The 16,087-nt window shown below is 58.2% G+C and carries 14 protein-coding genes; 10 read left to right on the top strand and 4 right to left on the bottom strand.

Features of this window, described 5'->3' with window-relative positions:
• The first annotated feature begins 6 nt into the window (after positions 1–6).
• Complete coding sequence (locus tag ACT2B1_RS15470; RefSeq protein ID WP_481668088.1) at positions 7–876, top strand: LysR family transcriptional regulator; 870 nt, start codon at positions 7–9, stop codon at positions 874–876.
• On the opposite strand, the gene ACT2B1_RS15465 is transcribed toward ACT2B1_RS15470, so the two are convergent.
• Positions 873–1,598 (bottom strand): glutathione S-transferase family protein, encoded by a 726-nt coding sequence (locus tag ACT2B1_RS15465; protein ID WP_481668087.1) that lies wholly within the window; start codon positions 1,596–1,598, stop codon positions 873–875. The two genes, ACT2B1_RS15470 and ACT2B1_RS15465, sit on opposite strands and share 4 nt — an antisense overlap.
• Before the next feature lie 470 nt (positions 1,599–2,068).
• On the opposite strand from ACT2B1_RS15465, the gene ACT2B1_RS15460 reads away from it, so the two are divergent.
• From ACT2B1_RS15460 to ACT2B1_RS15445, 4 genes are all read left to right on the top strand, one after another.
• Positions 2,069–3,019, top strand: coding sequence for an ABC transporter substrate-binding protein (locus ACT2B1_RS15460; RefSeq protein ID WP_171126155.1), 951 nt, complete (start codon positions 2,069–2,071; stop codon positions 3,017–3,019).
• 84 nt (positions 3,020–3,103) lie between these two features.
• Entirely contained in the window at positions 3,104–4,141 is a 1,038-nt protein-coding gene (locus tag ACT2B1_RS15455; RefSeq protein WP_481668086.1) for a quaternary amine ABC transporter ATP-binding protein, read from the top strand.
• Positions 4,134–5,723, top strand: coding sequence for an ABC transporter permease (locus tag ACT2B1_RS15450; RefSeq protein WP_171126152.1), 1,590 nt, complete (start codon positions 4,134–4,136; stop codon positions 5,721–5,723). The genes ACT2B1_RS15455 and ACT2B1_RS15450 overlap by 8 nt, the downstream gene beginning before the upstream one ends.
• Before the next feature lie 50 nt (positions 5,724–5,773).
• Positions 5,774–6,748, top strand: coding sequence for an arginase family protein (locus ACT2B1_RS15445; RefSeq protein WP_481668085.1), 975 nt, complete (start codon positions 5,774–5,776; stop codon positions 6,746–6,748).
• On the opposite strand, the gene ACT2B1_RS15440 is transcribed toward ACT2B1_RS15445, so the two are convergent.
• Positions 6,745–7,713: an agmatinase gene (locus ACT2B1_RS15440; RefSeq protein WP_171241261.1), complete on the bottom strand. Its 969-nt coding sequence runs from the start codon at positions 7,711–7,713 to the stop codon at positions 6,745–6,747. The two genes, ACT2B1_RS15445 and ACT2B1_RS15440, sit on opposite strands and share 4 nt — an antisense overlap.
• A 60-nt stretch (positions 7,714–7,773) precedes the next feature.
• Positions 7,774–9,291 carry a trimethylamine methyltransferase family protein gene (locus tag ACT2B1_RS15435; protein ID WP_481668084.1) on the bottom strand — a complete coding sequence of 506 codons (1,518 nt, stop codon included), beginning with the start codon at positions 9,289–9,291 and terminating at the stop codon, positions 7,774–7,776.
• Positions 9,292–9,474: 183 nt separating this feature from the next.
• Between ACT2B1_RS15435 and ACT2B1_RS15430 the strand changes: the two genes are divergently transcribed.
• On the top strand, positions 9,475–11,910 hold the full coding sequence (locus ACT2B1_RS15430) for a GcvT family protein (protein ID WP_481668083.1): 2,436 nt from the start codon (positions 9,475–9,477) through the stop codon (positions 11,908–11,910).
• Positions 11,911–12,000: 90 nt separating this feature from the next.
• On the top strand, positions 12,001–12,972 hold the full coding sequence (locus ACT2B1_RS15425) for a LysR family transcriptional regulator (protein ID WP_171123460.1): 972 nt from the start codon (positions 12,001–12,003) through the stop codon (positions 12,970–12,972).
• On the opposite strand, the gene ACT2B1_RS15420 is transcribed toward ACT2B1_RS15425, so the two are convergent.
• Positions 12,969–13,994 carry a LacI family DNA-binding transcriptional regulator gene (locus ACT2B1_RS15420; protein WP_171123458.1) on the bottom strand — a complete coding sequence of 342 codons (1,026 nt, stop codon included), beginning with the start codon at positions 13,992–13,994 and terminating at the stop codon, positions 12,969–12,971. The genes ACT2B1_RS15425 and ACT2B1_RS15420 overlap by 4 nt on opposite strands.
• A gap of 138 nt (positions 13,995–14,132) precedes the next feature.
• Here ACT2B1_RS15420 and ACT2B1_RS15415 point away from each other — a divergent pair, with 138 nt between their 5' ends.
• The 3 genes from ACT2B1_RS15415 to ACT2B1_RS15405 all read left to right on the top strand — a co-directional run bounded on the left by ACT2B1_RS15415 (position 14,133) and on the right by ACT2B1_RS15405 (position 16,087).
• Positions 14,133–14,318: a hypothetical protein gene (locus tag ACT2B1_RS15415; RefSeq protein ID WP_171241257.1), complete on the top strand. Its 186-nt coding sequence runs from the start codon at positions 14,133–14,135 to the stop codon at positions 14,316–14,318.
• Positions 14,319–14,342: 24 nt separating this feature from the next.
• Entirely contained in the window at positions 14,343–15,488 is a 1,146-nt protein-coding gene (locus ACT2B1_RS15410; protein WP_171241256.1) for a TRAP transporter substrate-binding protein, read from the top strand.
• Positions 15,489–15,574: 86 nt separating this feature from the next.
• Positions 15,575–16,087: a TRAP transporter small permease gene (locus ACT2B1_RS15405; protein ID WP_171123452.1), complete on the top strand. Its 513-nt coding sequence runs from the start codon at positions 15,575–15,577 to the stop codon at positions 16,085–16,087.

The raw sequence follows: 16,087 nt of genomic DNA, 5'->3' as shown, positions 1-16,087 counted from the left end.
TGAAGTATGGCCATCAAAATTGAGACATTGCGGTGCTTTTGCACCGTGGCGCAAACCGGCAACCTGATGGAGGCCGCCGATCGGCTGGGCAGAACCCAGTCGGCCGTTTCAATGACGCTGAAACAGTTTGAAGATCACCTTGGCAGGAAACTCTTTGAAGGTGAGCGCAAGAACCGCCTGTCCCCGCTGGGTAAGCAGGTGTTTGAATTGAGCCTGAAGCAACTGCGTCAGTTCGATCAGGCGGTTCTGGATATCGAAGCCGCTGTGAACGCTGAACACGGATTGTTGCGGATCGTATCCGTGCCATCGGTGGCGGCAATCGTATTCCCCAAAGTTTTGCAGCACATGACGCAGAATTTTCCGGGCGTGAAGGTCGAACTGCGGGATACGGATACCGCGCAAGTGCTGGACGCGTTGACCGAAGGAAAGGCTGATATAGGCATTGCTTCGGGGCACCATGCGTTGAACGGTGTGACGGCTCTGCCGCTGTTTGAAGACAGGTTTGGCCTTGTCTGTGCCGTGGACCACCCCTTGATGACACAAACTAGCCCGCTGGTGATTGACGATATTCTATCGGTTCCGTTCATTCGGAATGCGCTGTGTGACTTGATCCAGTCGCCGCGTTTTCATGAGGCGATCGGACAGGCCGACATCACCATTCACAACACACATTCCTTGATCACTATGGTCCGGACAGGGAATTGGGTGACGGTTCTGCCGCAGACCGTCGCCGATTACATTCCTGAAGCAACGGCGTTCCGTCCGATCAAAGACCTGCCGGAACAACGGCAGGTCTATTTGTATGTAAACGAACGGTCCCGCTTTCCTGATCTGACCAATGCGACAATCGAATTTATTCTGTCGCACGGCACCTAGTCCGAGCCTGACTTTACATCTCCGGCAAAACGCGCTGCGTTTTCTTTTGCAAAGGCCGATGCGTCCGCCGCCGCGTCCCAGAACTGAGGATTTGCCTTGGGTATTGTCAGCGCCTTTTGAACAGCGGGGCGTGCGTCCATGCGTTCGAACCAGGCATTCAGATACGGCAAGCCATCGACCTCGACCCGGGCCCAGACATAGGCGCGCGCCCACGGGTAAAGCATCATATCAGCGATTGTGTACTCATCCGCGGCGATCCAGTCGCGCCCTTCCAGCCGGGTGTTCATGACTTCAAGCAACCTGCGGCCTTCGTCGACATAGCGGCGGATCGAAAACGGCTCTTCGTGGCCGTTCGGGGCCGCGATATGCTGGAAATACATGGCCTGACCCATCATCGGACCAATATGGCCCACCTGAAAGAGGACCCATTGCATAACCTCGGACCGTTTGACCGGATCGGTTGGCAGGAACTTTCCGTACTTTTCGGCTAAATGCCACAAGATTGCGCCGCTTTCAAAAATCGCACGCCCCTCTGACCGATCAAAGATCGTAGGGATCTTGCCGTTGGGATTCAGCGCCAGATAGTCCGGGGCCTTTTGTTCCTGTTTTGAGAAGTTGATATGCGTCAGGTCGTAGGGAACGCCCGCTTCTTCCAAGAAGATGACGGGCTTGTATCCGTTCATCGTTCCAGCGGTGTAAAGATGAATATCAGGCTGCGACATCGTCTACCTCTGCGAATAACTGGGCCAAATGGGCTTCAAACCATAACTAATCTGTCTCGATCTTCGGAATTTTCAACGTGTTTACCGCCCACTTGGTCGGGCTGGCACTCAGTTTCCAGTGTCGAATTCATTCGGTTGTGAGCTATTTGAATATTGAGTTTGCGCGTGCTTTTTTCGATGGCCTGTATCGGCGCAGCGAAGCTTTGCCCGAGGCTTACACAGAATCTGAAGCTGTCAAATTGCAATAAACCGAAACAAATATATGATAATTTCGCATACGCTGTTTTGGTTTACGTAACGCTTGATGGGCGGCGCGCATGCGTGCTTGAATTTTCCTACCATTCCGGCACCTCAAGCCGTTGGTCAAAAAAACCGGAAAGCTACTGCTTTTTGATACTGTTTGCAAAGTGCGACACCGACCCAGATCGGACAAAAAACAGCACCGTGAACGCCCAACATGGAGAAACCTGATGAAAAAACTAGCCACGCTATTGGGAAGCGCGACAGTTGTCGCAGCCGGTCCTGCCATTGCTGCGGACATCGTGATCGGTGTGCCGAACTGGGCATCGGTGAATGCCACCGCGCATATCCTAGAAGTCGTTATCGAGGAAAACCTAGGCCTTGATGTGGAACTGCAGAACGGAACCAACCCAATTGTATTTGAGGCTATGGACAGCGGGTCGATGCACGTGCACCCCGAGGTCTGGATGCCAAACCAGCAAAACCTGCATGACACATACGTCAAGGATAACGGCACAGTCGTTATGAACGAAAACCCTGTGCAAGCCGAACAGGGTATGTGTGTTCCGACCTATATCGCCGAACAGCACGACATAAAATCTATTGATGATCTGAGCGACCCCGACAAGATAGCGATTTTTGACACGGACGGTAACGGCACGCCAGAAGTTTGGATCGGCGCGCCGGGCTGGGCCTCGACCGTGGTTGAGAAAATTCGGGCCAAGTCTTACGGTTATGACCAGGTTTTCGACCTGACCGAGTATGAAGAGACAATTGCCTATGCCAACCTGGCCAACGCGACCAAGGCAGGTGATCCGTGGATCGGGTTCTGCTATAGCCCCCACTACATCTTTGTGACACAGGACCTGACAGTTCTAGAAGAGCCCGCGCATGATCCGGCCACTTGGACCATCGTTCAGCCGACCGATGATCCGGATTGGCTGGCCAAGTCTGAGGCATCTTCGGCATGGAATGGCGCGACACTCCATCTGCATTACGCCAAGGAGCTGGAGGAAAACTATCCCGAAGTGGCCGCCCTGTTCCGCAACTACCAGATGGAGGGCGACGACCTAAGCGCGATGGGTAAGGCGCTGGCTGTCGACAATGTCGAAGCGGCGGATTTCGCCCGGCAGTGGGTGGCGGATAACGAGGACACAGTCATCGGTTGGCTCACCAACTAACATTCAAAATCGGGGGGCCGTCGCGACAATTCGCGGCGGCCCTTTTCTTATATGCCGGGGCAAAGCCCTGCACATGAGGGGCAAATGGACGAACCTGTCGTAAAACTGGAAAATGTCTGGAAGATCTTTGGCGCACGGGCAGAAGAGGCCATGGCCGCCGTGCGCAGCGAAGGCATTGGAAAACCTCAAGTTCTGGAGCGTTTCAACTGCGTCGTCGGCGTGCAGGGCGCAACCTTCGAAGTGCCGCGCGGCGAGATTTTCTGTATCATGGGCCTGTCGGGGTCTGGCAAGTCGACGCTGGTACGTCACGTCAATCGCCTGATTGAGCCGACCGCAGGTAAGATCGAAATTTTGGGACGGGATGTCTCAAAGATCTCCGAGTCTGAATTGCGCCGCATCCGGGCGCAGCAGATCGGGATGGTCTTTCAGCACATGGCGCTGATGCCGCACCGTTCGGTGCGCGACAACGTGGCGTATCCTCTGGAAATCCGCAAAGTGCCGAAATCCAAGCGATGGGCGGTGTCTGACCATGCACTCAGCCTCGTGAACCTGACCGGTTACGAAGATCGCCTGCCCAAAGAGCTTTCTGGCGGGATGCAGCAGCGCGTCGGTATCGCCCGCGCATTGGCCTCGGACCCGGAAATCCTGTTGATGGACGAGCCGTTCTCGGCGCTTGACCCATTGATCCGGTTGCAGTTGCAGGATCAGTTCAAGGCGCTGGTGGCGCAGCTCAAGAAGACGACCTTGTTCATCACGCACGACTTGGACGAGGCGATCCGGATCGGACATCGCATTGCGATCATGAAAGACGGTGTGATCGTTCAGATCGGCACTCCCGAAGATATCGTCATGAATCCCGCCGATGATTACGTGCGTGAATTTGTGCAGGGCATCTCGAAACTCAAACTCGTCAAAGCGCACTCGATCATGGAGCCGATGGGCAGCTATTCCGGGTCACTCGACGGCGCGCCGCGCGCGGATGAGGGCGCGGATCTGGACCAGTTGATCGACCTAGCGGTGAATACCGAGATGCCAGTGGTCATAACGGATGCAGGTAATGACGTGGGGATCGTGACCAAGCCGCGCCTGCTGCGTGGTATTCAAGGGGGCAAAAATGACTGACGCAACCACCGAGCTGAAAGTTACAGCCGCCTCTGATATCGAAGTCGACCGCGAGGCGCTGGACCGTTCGATCAAGGAATTCGTCGGACCGAATGGCGACTATTACGTCAATGCGTTTCACAAGATCCATGATGCAACAAGCCCTGTACCCAATACCTTCAACTTGTGGGCCGCCGTGCTGGGGCCATTCTGGTCAGCCTCGCGCGCGATCTGGGGGATGTTCTGGACCTTCCTGATCCTTGAGATCATCGCGTGGGTTCAGATTGGCCGGGGTGCCTGGGGCAATCCTGGCGCTGATTTTGCGGAACGGGCCGCGCGCCAACAGGAACGGGCGGCCGAGTTGATGGCACGTGCAGCGGATGCCACTGAAAAGGCCGATATCGACCGCTTTACCAAGCTGGCCGAGAACATCCAAAAAGCAGCGGACACCAGCCTAGAAAGGGCGGCTGCCGCGCAATCCGAAGCGGCAGGGATTCTGATCACGGGTCTGTTGATGTTGCTGGTTTTCAAACTGGTGCAGGGGTTCTACGCAGATCGCGTCTACGAAAAGCAATATTCGAAATGGCGGATTGATCCGGGCAGCACGGAAAGCGGACAGTCCAGAAGGAACACCGTGCTGGGCGCGGTTCTCATCGCCGCGATCGGCCCGTTGATCGTGTACAAATTCACGGTCAACGCATCGCTGCCCTTGCTGGATGCATTCCCGGAACAAGAGGTTTCCGCGATCTTTCTTGGCGAAGGCAACGGAACACTGTTTTCTGCCCTCGCCAGTTGGATGGAAGCCAAGATTGATGCTGCTGCAGCGGCGGGTGGAGACGTTTTTGACGGGATCGTGGCTGGCGTCCGCTCGGTTTTGGATGCGTTGACGATTGCGTTGATCGGGTCGCCTTGGCCCGTTGTCATGCTGGTCATTTGTGTCACCGCATGGCGTGCAGCAGGCCCTCGGGTTGCGATCTTCACCGCCGCGTCGCTGGCCTATATCGCGCTTCTTGGGTACTGGGACGTCGCGATGGAGACAGTGGCCTTGGTCGGCGCTGCCGTGATCCTGTGCGTGATCTTCGGCATCCCGCTGGGCATCTGGTTCGGGAAGTCCCAGCGCGCCTATCGTGCGGCAGAACCGGTGCTGGATTTGATGCAGACGCTGCCCGCCTTCGTCTACCTGATCCCGATCATCGCCTTCTTTGGCACCGGCAACCCGCCGGGCATTCTGGCCACGATCATTTTCGGAATGCCACCTGTGATCCGCCTGACGGCCTTGGGGATGCGCGGCGTGCCGGAAAGCATCAAAGAGGCTGCGGTCGCCTTTGGCGCTTCGAAATGGCAGTTGCTGAAGGATGTCGAAATTCCATTGGCGCTGCCTTCGATCATGACTGGGGTGAACCAGACCATTCTGATGTGCCTGTCGATGGTGGTGATCATCTCGCTGATCGGCGGCGGCGGTCTGGGCAAGGAAATCCTTGAGGCGCTGCAATACGCGGCCAAGGGTCCGGGTCTGCTGGGCGGCTTCGCCATCCTGTTCTGCGCCATGGTCATCGACCGGATCGTGCAGGGGGCTTTCCGGCGAGAAGACGAGAAAATCTGAACATATGCGCCCCCGCCAGCCCGGGGGCGTTTTTCTTGAAGGGGATGCAGATGACCGACCGCTATGAACAGTCGATGATGGATAACCTGTATTGGTGGGGCGTGCCGACCCTGTTCCGCTGTCCCAATACCGGCCCCGAGGGGCAGGATATCGCCTTGGTCGGCGTGCCCCATTCCACCGGCAACGGCACGACCGAGCGGGATCAGCACCTTGGCCCCCGCGCGCTGCGCCATGTCTCGGCCGTGCAGCGACGGGTGCATTCGGTGTTCGAAATCGACCCTTGGGCCCGCGCCAAGATTGCCGATGTAGGCGACGTGCCCTTTCCGCGCGCTAATGACAACGAGGACTGTATCGAACGCATCACGGGTTTTTACAAGGACATCGACGCAGCGGGGGCGCGGCCTGTGTCGGTGGGCGGAGATCACTCGATCACCGGCGGTATCGTGCAGGCGCTGGGGCGTGGTCAACTGGCTAAAGGTGAGCCGATCAGCTTCCTGCATCTGGATGCGCATACGGATGTGTTCACCAAGGTCGATCACTTTCTGGGGGCCAAGAAATCCGCCGCCCATTGGGGCGCCTATCTGGCCGATCAGGGGCAAGTTGATCCAACGCGGTCCATGCAGATCGGCCTGCGGGGTCATCCGCGCAGTCTGGACTGGCTGCAACCGTCCTATGACTATGGCTACAACATCGTCACCATGCACGAGTTCCGACAGTGCGGGCTTGCGGATGTAGTGGCGCAGACGCGTGAAGTTTTAGGCGATCGCCCAGTCTATATCACCTTTGATCTGGATTGCCTTGACCCCTCTGTCGCGCCTGCGGTGTCTAATCTGGAGCCCAGCGAGAAGGGGTTTGATATTGACGAAGCCGTGGGTATTTTGCGGGCCGCGCGCGGGCTGAATATTGTGGGCGGAGACGTGGTTTGCATGATGCCCACCAAGGACAGCCCGAACAATATCACCGCCCTGACCGCAGCGGCGGTGATGTTCGAGATGATCTCGATGATCGCCGAAAACGTCAGTTAGCGGCGGGCGTCCACGGCTTGCGCCAGAACGCAGAGCAGTTCGAACATCAATGATATTCCCAGCCACGCGGTGCCGCCCGAAGCGTCGAAGGGTGGAGAAACTTCAACCAAATCGGCCCCTACGAGGTTGATCCCAGACATTTCCCGAATAACCTGCTGGGCCTGAAAGCTGTTTGGGCCGCCGATCTCGGGCGTTCCGGTGCCGGGGGCAAAGGTGGGGTCGACGAAGTCGATGTCATAGGTGCAATAGGTCGGCGCATCACCCACAATACCGCGCACTTCGGCCATGACATCGCCGATGCCGCGGTCGAACAGTTCTTCGATTCGGATGATACGGATGCCCTGGGCCTCGCCCCACTCGATATCCTCGGTGTTATAGGCGGTGCCGCGAATGCCCACCTGAACAAAGCGTTTGGGATCGACTAAGCCCTCTTCGACGGCCCGGCGGAACGGGGTGCCATGGGTGAACTTATGCCCGCCAAAATAGCTGTCAAAAAGGTCAGTATGGCTGTCGAACTGGATCAACCCCAGCGGGCCGGATTTGGCCAGCGCGCGCAGAACGGGCAGGGTGGTTAGGTGATCCCCTCCGGCGGTCAGGGGGGTGATGCCGCGAGCGGTTAGGTCGGTGTAGAACGATGCCACGCGGTCCAGCGTATCTTCGATATCTACCGGGTTCGGGGCCACGTCGCCCAGATCGGCGCAGTTCATCATCGCAAAGGGCGCAACCCCGGTCACGGGGTTCATCGCGCGGATCATGGTCGAGTAATCCCGCAACTGGCGCGGCCCGTGGCGCGCACCGGGGCGGTTTGTGGTGCCGCCGTCCCATGGAATGCCGACCAGCCCGATATCAACCTCGGCGATCCGCGCGTGATCCAGCGTCATGCCGGGCAGGCGCATGAAGGTGGGTACGCCCGCAAAGCGCGCCAGTTCCATGGCTGAGACGGGCTGAAAGAAGGGGTCGGTCATCGGGGCCTCATTCGTCGCAAGTCCCGCCGACCCTAGCCGCCGAGGATGGGTTGGGGAAGGTTAATCAAGGATATGAAACCGGGCGCGGATTTCCGCATCTTGTTCAGGCGTCAAATATTGGGGATTGTGTGTGTCGAGGATTTCTTGCGCGCGGGCGCGGGCGGTGGTCCATGCGTCGCTTGCGCCTTCATCCGCCCAGGTGCGCGGCTCGGTCCGGTCGGCGAGTTCGGGGTAGTAATAATCGCGCTCCATCGCGTCATAGGTATGCGCGCTGCCCAGAAAATGCCCGTCGCCCAGAACCGACTGGCAGATCGCTTCGAACCCGAGGTTTTCCTCGGTCACTTCGATCCCGCGCAGAGCGCGATAGGTGTGGGCATGCATTTCATTGTCCAGCACGAAGCCCTCGAAACTGGCCCCCAGCAGCGATGCGGTCATGCCCGAGCTTTCATAGATCAGGTTCCCGCCCGCCAGCGCCGCCGCCAAAGAGGTGATGCCTTTCTCCGCCCCGTATTGCGCATCAATCGCCTTGGCATCGGTCATTGAGGCCGCCACACCTGACGGCAGCCCCAACCAATTGGAAATCTGCGCCGAGGCCGCGTTCAGAATCGCCGTCTCGCCACTGCCGCCCGCAAAAGACCCGGTGCGCAGGTCCACGATGAAGGGCCAGTTGGAAAACACCATCGGAAAGCCCGGTTTGATCGTGTTGACCATGACAAGGCTGGCCAGTGTTTCGGCCAGCGATTGCGCCAGAAACCCGGCCAGCGTGGCCGGGGCCGTCGCACCGGCTTGTGCCGCAGTGATGCAGGACATGGGGATGTTATGGGTGACGCATTCATAGACCACGTCCACCGCATCCTCGCCATAGCGCAGGGGCGAGATGACCGGGCTGATATGCGCCTTCAGGAACGGGCGCGCGGCGAACGCGCCGGGGCCTCCGGCGACGATATCCAGCATCTTGACGATGGGCGCGACATGTTCAGCCAGCGTAAAGGACGTGGCAATTGGTTTGGTGGTGTTGCGGATCAGCGCATAAACGGTGTTGACGTCCAGATCGAAATTGTCGGGCACGTCGGTCGCCACGCAGCACCGGGTGAACCAGCTGACATTGGGCAGCGTGTCCTGTAGCCGGGTGAAATCATGCAGATCGGTCAGGGTTGAGGGGCGATATAGCCCCGTGTCGATATCCAGCGTCTGAACCGCCGCGCCGCCGGTGCCGAAATACACCCGGTCTCCGCCCACCTCGATCGAACGCGAGGGATCGCGGCCGTGAAAGGTGAATTGTTTGCGGGCGGATTGAATGGCCTGTTCGACCATGGCGCGCGGGAACAGCAATCGGTCGTCAGGTCCGGGTCTCGCCCCTGCTGCGCGCAGGTCGCGGGCCAGCCGATCGGGTACCTCTCCCATCCCGAGGGTTTCCAGCAGGCGCAGGGCGGAATCGTAAATCTGCGTGATCTCAAGGTCGGTCAGCGGCTTAAAGGCGCCACCGATCTGACCGGGCGGGCAGGGATCAATCACAGGGGCCGCCGCGCGCTTCGCGTGCCGGGCGCGTCTACCGCTTCGTTTGCTGCCCGTGCTCATCCGGTTCCTTTCTTGCCCTGTTACCTGAACCCTAAGCGCGGGTTCACGCGCTTGGCAAAGGCCAAGTGCAATTTGCAGAATCCGCAATCGCGGTTTCGATTTTTCAATACAAGCACTGGGCGGCTTGTCGCGGGCGCGCATTGTTCCGCAAGACTTGTGGGCAGCAAAGCAGGAGCCACGTCCATGAAATCACGCACCAAAGTCGTTGTCATCGGAGGCGGGATTGCAGGCTGTTCGACCCTTTATCATCTGACGCAGGAGGGGTGGAGCGATGTGGTTCTGGTCGAGCGGAACGAGCTGACCTCGGGCACCACATGGCATTCGGCGGCGCAGGTGACGAACTTTGGAATGAACCAGACGATGGTCGGGCTGAAATCGCACTCGATCCGGCTGTATAAGGAACTGGCCGAAGACCCGGATTATCCGATCAATTATCACCATGGCGACGGCGGCATCCGGCTGGCCAATACCGAAGCGCAGATGCAGGGCTATCGCCATTTCGCATCAATGGCGCGTGGGATGGACGTGCAGTTCGAGGTGATTGATGCCAAGGAATGTGCGCGCCGCCATCCTCTGATCTCGACCGAGAATCTGATTGGCGGGCTGTGGGATCCGATGGACGGCGATATCGACCCCGCCCAGCTGTGTCAGGCGTTGGCGCGCCGGGCCCGCAAGGCAGGGGCCGAGGTGTATCGCAACACGCCGGTTATCGGGCTGAAACAGCACGCCGATGACACATGGACGGTGAAGACCGAAAAGGGCGATATCGACTGCGATATCGTCGTCAACGCGGGTGGCTATCGCGTGAACGAGGTGGGCGCGATGATGGGGGTGCATCATCCCGTCGCCTCGATGGAGCATCAGTATTTCCTGACCGAAGAGATTCCGGCCATTCGCGATGCCAGCCACAGGATGCCTCTGCTGCGATGCCCGATCAGCGATTACTACTGTCGGCAGGAAAAGAACGGGTTGTTGCTGGGGTTCTACGAACAGGATTGCAAGACATGGGGTATGGACGGGATCGACCCCAACTTCGTCAATGCGCTGTGCCCCGACGATTTGGACCGCGTGACGGATGTGCTGGAGGGCGCTTTTGCCCGGATGCCCGCGCTGATGGAGGTGGGCGTGCATACGGTGGTCAACGGCCCGATCACCTATACGATCGACGGTGCGCCTTTGGTCGGGCCGATCCCGGGCAAGCGCAATGCGTTCTGTATCATCGGCCTGCGCGCCGGTCTGGGCGAGGGCGGCGGCCACGGCTGGCTATTGGCGCAACAGATCGTGCATGGCGAGGCGTGTTACGACACGTGGTGCCTTGATCCCCGCCGGTTTACGGGTCACGCGAATGTCGAACTGACGGCGCTAAAAGCCATCGAGGATTACCAAAACGAGTTCCGCTTTCACTTTCCGCATGAACACCGCCCCGCCGGGCGACCCGCCAAGACGACCCCTCTGACCCCGGTTCTGGCGGCTGAAGGGGCCGAGTTCACCGTGGTCAACGGGTGGGAGAGGGTGGATTACATCAAGCCATCGCCCGATTTCGCGCCCAGCCACAGTTTCGATTTTGACGAAACCTTCGATCTGGTGGCCGCCGAGGTTGCCAATGTCCAGACCAATGTGGGGCTGGCCGAGGTGAACGGTTTCAGTCGGATCGAGATCACGGGTGCAGATCATCACGCGTTTCTGGATCGGATGTTCTGCGGCGCGGTTACCCGCCGCGACGGGCGTGTAGGGCTGGGTTATCTTTTGAACCATCACGGTATGATCAAAGCCGAGGCGACGGTGGCCAATCTGCCCGCCAGTGACCGGGGCCTTGAACGTATCTGGTACGGATCGGCAGCGGCCAGCGAATTTCACGACATGGACTGGCTGACCAGCCATTTGCGGGCTGACGAAGACGTCCACCTGCGCAGCCTGACCAACGATCAGACCATCCTGATCCTTGCTGGCCCCAAGGCGCGCGATGTCCTGTCCGCCTGCGCCCGCGGCGACTGGTCGGCCCAGGCGTTCCCATGGCTCAGCGTTCGCGAGTGTTTTGTCGGGATCGCCCCCGCCACCGTTATTGGTGTTAGTTTCTCGGGCGAACTGGCCTATGAAATTCATGTGCCCAACGCATCGCTCTATGCTGCGTACTTGGCTTTACGTCAGGCCGGTGAACCCATGGGCATGAAGTTGTTTGGCGCACGCGCTGTCGACTCGATGCGTATGGAGAAAAGCTTCCTGCATTGGAAATCCGACTTAATTACAGAGTTTGATCCTTTTGAAACCGGCTTGGATCGGTTCGTGAAGCTGGACAAAGGCAACTTTACTGGGCGCAAGGCATTGGAGGCGCGGCAAACGGACGGACCTCGCAAAAAGCTGGTTGTCTTGCAGGTGCACACATCGCAAGGCCCCGCGCATCCCGGAGGGTCGCTCATGCAGGGGGATAGGGTGGTTGGTACGGTCACGTCTGGCGAATGGGGGCATCGAGTCGGCCTTAACCTAGCGCATGGATTTGTTGAGCCGGAACTGGCCGAAATCGGCAGCGAAATGGTGTTGGACCGTTGTGGCGAGCATGTGGCGGTCACCGTCGTCCCGGCCTCGCCCTACGATCCAAATCTTGAACGGGCTCGGTCTTAGGTTAGGGCCGAATAAACAACATCACCATTGCCGAACGGACATTTCTCTGCTTGGCTTGTTTCGAGGTAATCGAAACAATGGACGGTTGCTGTGTCTAAATCTCTAAGCCTCCGCTGGCTGGAAGTGTTTCAACTGATCGCCAAGTCAGGGTCGATCCAACAGGTCGCGTCGGAAACGGGCTTGTCCATCAGTACTGTCTCAAACCACCTGCGCAGTCTTGAACGTGCGCTTGGCATCGAACTGGTAGACCATGGTCGCCGCCCAATGGGGCTGACCCCGGCCGGAGAGGTTTTCGCGCGTTATGTCCGAGATGGCCTGACGGTATTGAAACGGGGTGAGGCTGAAATCCGAACCGGAAACTGGCGCCACGCGACCGATCTGAGGCTGGCCCTGATCGACGATTTCGACAACCAGATCGCGCCTGATCTGTTCCGGTTTCTGGCTCAGGCGTTGCCGCGCTGTAACTTTCGACACTACACCCGCCCCAGCCATGAGATCATCGCCAAACTTCAAGAGCATAAGCTGGACGCTGGGGTCGCCACGCGGCCATCAGAACGCACAGAGGGGTTGATCGAATACCCGCTGATGCGCGACCCTTTTATCGTCATTTTACCTAGTAGCATTGAAGTTCAGCCCGAAGAACTGTTTGAGCCGGATGCAAACCTTCCGCTGTTGAGATATTCGCGGGATTATATGATCGGTAAACAGATCGAAATTCAGTTGACCCGTAGCAAGTACAATTTGCCGAACCGGTTCGAACTGGAATGCAATCAGTCGATCATTGGGCTGGTTGCCGAGGGCGCGGGATGGGCGATTACCACTGCCGCGTGTTTCCACCGCGCTCAGCGATTTCATGACAGCGTCAAAGCAATGCCTTTTCCGGGCCGGAACTTTGTGCGGACCGTGTCTTTGTTTACCACCGAGGTCTATCCCGAAACGACATCGGCTTTGATCCAGAAGGCGATGGAAAAGCTGATACGCCAGCACTTTACCGAACCTATGTGCAAAAAACATATCTGGCTCAAAAATGAATTCAGGACGATGGAGGCCGAGGCAGCTTAAGTTTTGCCCGGCGGCCCAAGCGATTGACCTTCGATGATACTGGTGTCGAGCTGTTCGCCCTGATCCGTGACCTGTTTTTCGACCATCTCGACCAGTTGCAGGGCGGCCTTGCGCCCCATCTCGCGATGTGGAACGTGTACAGTTGTCAGGGCCGGGCTAACAATTCGGGCTAATTCGATGTCGTCAAATCCAGTGATTGAAACATCCTTGGGAACGCGCAGCCCGATTTCTTGAGCCCGCCGCAGCGCGCCAACGGCTAAGACGTCGTTACCGCAAAGGATGGCTGTCGGGCGCGAAGCTTGGCCTATCAACTGGGAAAACGCCTGGGCCCCGCATTCAATTTCGTAAGGCGTTTCGATGATTGTCAGATCCGAAACGTCTAATCCGTTCTGCCGCGTGGCGTCTTTTACGCCTTCGATCCGCAGGCGCGCGCGATCGTTGCCTGCGCTGACGCCGGAAATCACGCCAAGACGCGTGTGGCCCATGGCAATGACACGGTTCGCCAATGCGCACATCGCCGCGCGGTTGTCGAACCCGATCGAGGGGACCGGCGCATCTGGCGCAAAAGACCACGCGACCAGGGTAGGGATATTTCGACGGTCCAGAAACTCATAAATCTTTGGGTCGCGGTCATGGCCAATCAGCAAAAGCCCATCCGCGCCCCGCGCCGCGAGCGTTCTGATTTGTTCTTCCTCGATGTCTGGCTTGTAGGCCGAGCTTGAAACCAAAAGGGTATATCCGTGCTGGTGCAACTCTTCCTGAAAGGCTTGCAGCCCGCGCGCGAATATTGCGTTCTCCATTGTCGGGATGATCGCACCAATGGTGAATGTACGTTTGGCGGCCATCACCTGTGCAGCAAAATTCGGTGTATAGCCCAAGGCATCAACAGCCGATTGAACGCGTTCCCGCGTCGCCTTGACGACGCGGTCGGGGCTGTTGAGGCAGCGCGAGACAGTCGCCGTCGAAACGCCCGCCATCTTGGCCACATCGTCCAGCGTTGGTGCCGCCCCCAATTTCGACATTATCAAACCCGCAATTCACTTTTGCCAATAAGTCTAATCTCAACGGGCCCCCAAGGAAAGCAGATATGTAAGCGCTTGCATTTTTGATGTAAGCGCTTACAAATGACTTTGGGCCGAATCCGAAGGGAGTCCGGAAAAGTGTTTCTGACCGCATCCATCATCGTGTTTGTCATTTACTTCGCGAACGTGGCTTTGGGTGCTTTTGCAGGCAGTGCCTTTCTTGGGGACGTGGGTGAGATGTTGGTCCTGTTCGCGGCGTCGATCCTGTTCGTTGTCGCAATTCTGAAAAAGGAGGCTGACCGCGACGCAGAAGGCGACGGCTGACTTTTTTGCTTGGGAGGGCAATCAATGAACAACGACAAAACTGAACTGGCATCGGCCGAGCGCCGCAATTTCCTGAAGCTCAGCGCCACGGGGGCGTTCACGGCGGCGCTGGTTGCCGGGGCGGGGGGCGTGCTGTGGTCATCCGAGGCCGCAGCGCAAACCGCCAAAGAAGAGAGCGAGCGCGAAAAGGCAGCGGATCACGTGATGACCATCGCCACAGCCTATGTGCTGGGTGCATCACGCAGTTATCCGATCATGCAGTTGGACCTTAAGGAAAACATCCAGAACGCCACTAATGGCAAGGTCTATGTAAAGCTGGCCCCCGGTGGACAGTTGGGTGCAGGCGGATCTTTGGTGCAAAAGGTTCAGGGCGGCACCATTCAGGCCGCGCAACACTCGCTGTCGAATTTCGCGCCGTTTGCGTCGACCGTTGACCTGATCAACATGCCATATCTGTGCGGCTCGAACCAGAAATTCACCAATCTTGTGAATTCGGACACGTGGAAAAACGAAGTCCATCCCAAGGTCGAAGCTGCCGGGTTCAAGGCGTTGTTCTACGTCGTGATCGACCCCCGCGTTGTTGCCGTGCGGCAGGGCGGTAATGCTATTATCACTCCGGGTGACATGAGCGGCATTAAGTTTCGCGTGCCGGGTTCCAAGATGTTGCAGCAGTATTATCGCATGGTCGGCGCAAACCCGACGCCCGTCGCTTGGGGTGAGACCCCCTCGGCCATCAAGCAGGGCGTCGCGGATGCGCTTGATCCATCTGTGGGCGCGCTGTTCGTCTTTGGTTTCAAGGACATCCTCAGCCACGTGACCTTTACGCAGGCCGTGCCGGACAGTCAGGTCTATTCCTGCAATCTGGAGTGGTTCAATTCGATGCCGGCGGACGTACAGGAAGGCATCATGTGGGCGTCCGAAATGACGAGCCACCAGAACCTTGCCAAAGTGCCCTCGGCCCGCGCCTATGCAATGGCTGAACTGAATAAGGCGGGTGTCGAGTTCCACTCGCTCAGTTCTGACCAACTGGCCGAGTGGGAAAGCGTCGGTGGATATCAGAACGCCGATTGGGATCCGTTCAAGACGGAACTGGCCGGGTCGATGGATGCGTTCGAGAAATTGGTCGAGGCCGCAGGGACCCAAGGCAAGTATTTCGTCCACGACGCCTGATCGACCGTCACAACCTCATGCAGTCAGGCCGGTAAACGCCCGGACCAGAAGGCGCGCGTCTGACTGCCTGCACGCCGAGGGAACAGATGACCTTACTTCAAAACATAGACCGCAACGCCGAACGCTGGCTGCTGCTGGTGTTCTACGTGATGCTGGTCATCACCATGGCCATCGAGGTCCTGCGGCGCGAAATTTTCGCGTATTCGTCGATCTGGGGTGAAGAGATCGTTCGCTATTCCTTTATCTACCTCGCGTGGATTGGCGCTGCGGCGGCGGTCAAGGAACGCGCCCATATCCGCATCGACGTGATCATGCATTATCTCGGGCCGCGTCCCAAGGCGCTGCTGTATATCTTTGGCGATCTGGTGATGTTCGGCGTGGCCGTCATCGCGCTTTATTGGTCGTACGAGGCTGTGCATGTTTCGGCCAAGTTCGGCTCGGTCACGGATGGGCTGCGCGTGTCAAAGGTCTGGTTCCTGATGGCCGTGCCCACCGGTTTTGCGCTGATGATCTGGCGGCTGATCCAGTCGCTGATGCGCGATCTGAAATGCCTGAGGGACGGCAAGCCCGTCTTCGAAGGCGATAAGCTGTTTGACTGA

It is taken from the genome of Ruegeria sp. S263, from assembly GCF_056780525.1.
Note: the sequence above shows the minus strand (reverse complement) of the source record. Positions and strands in the feature narration are given on the sequence as shown.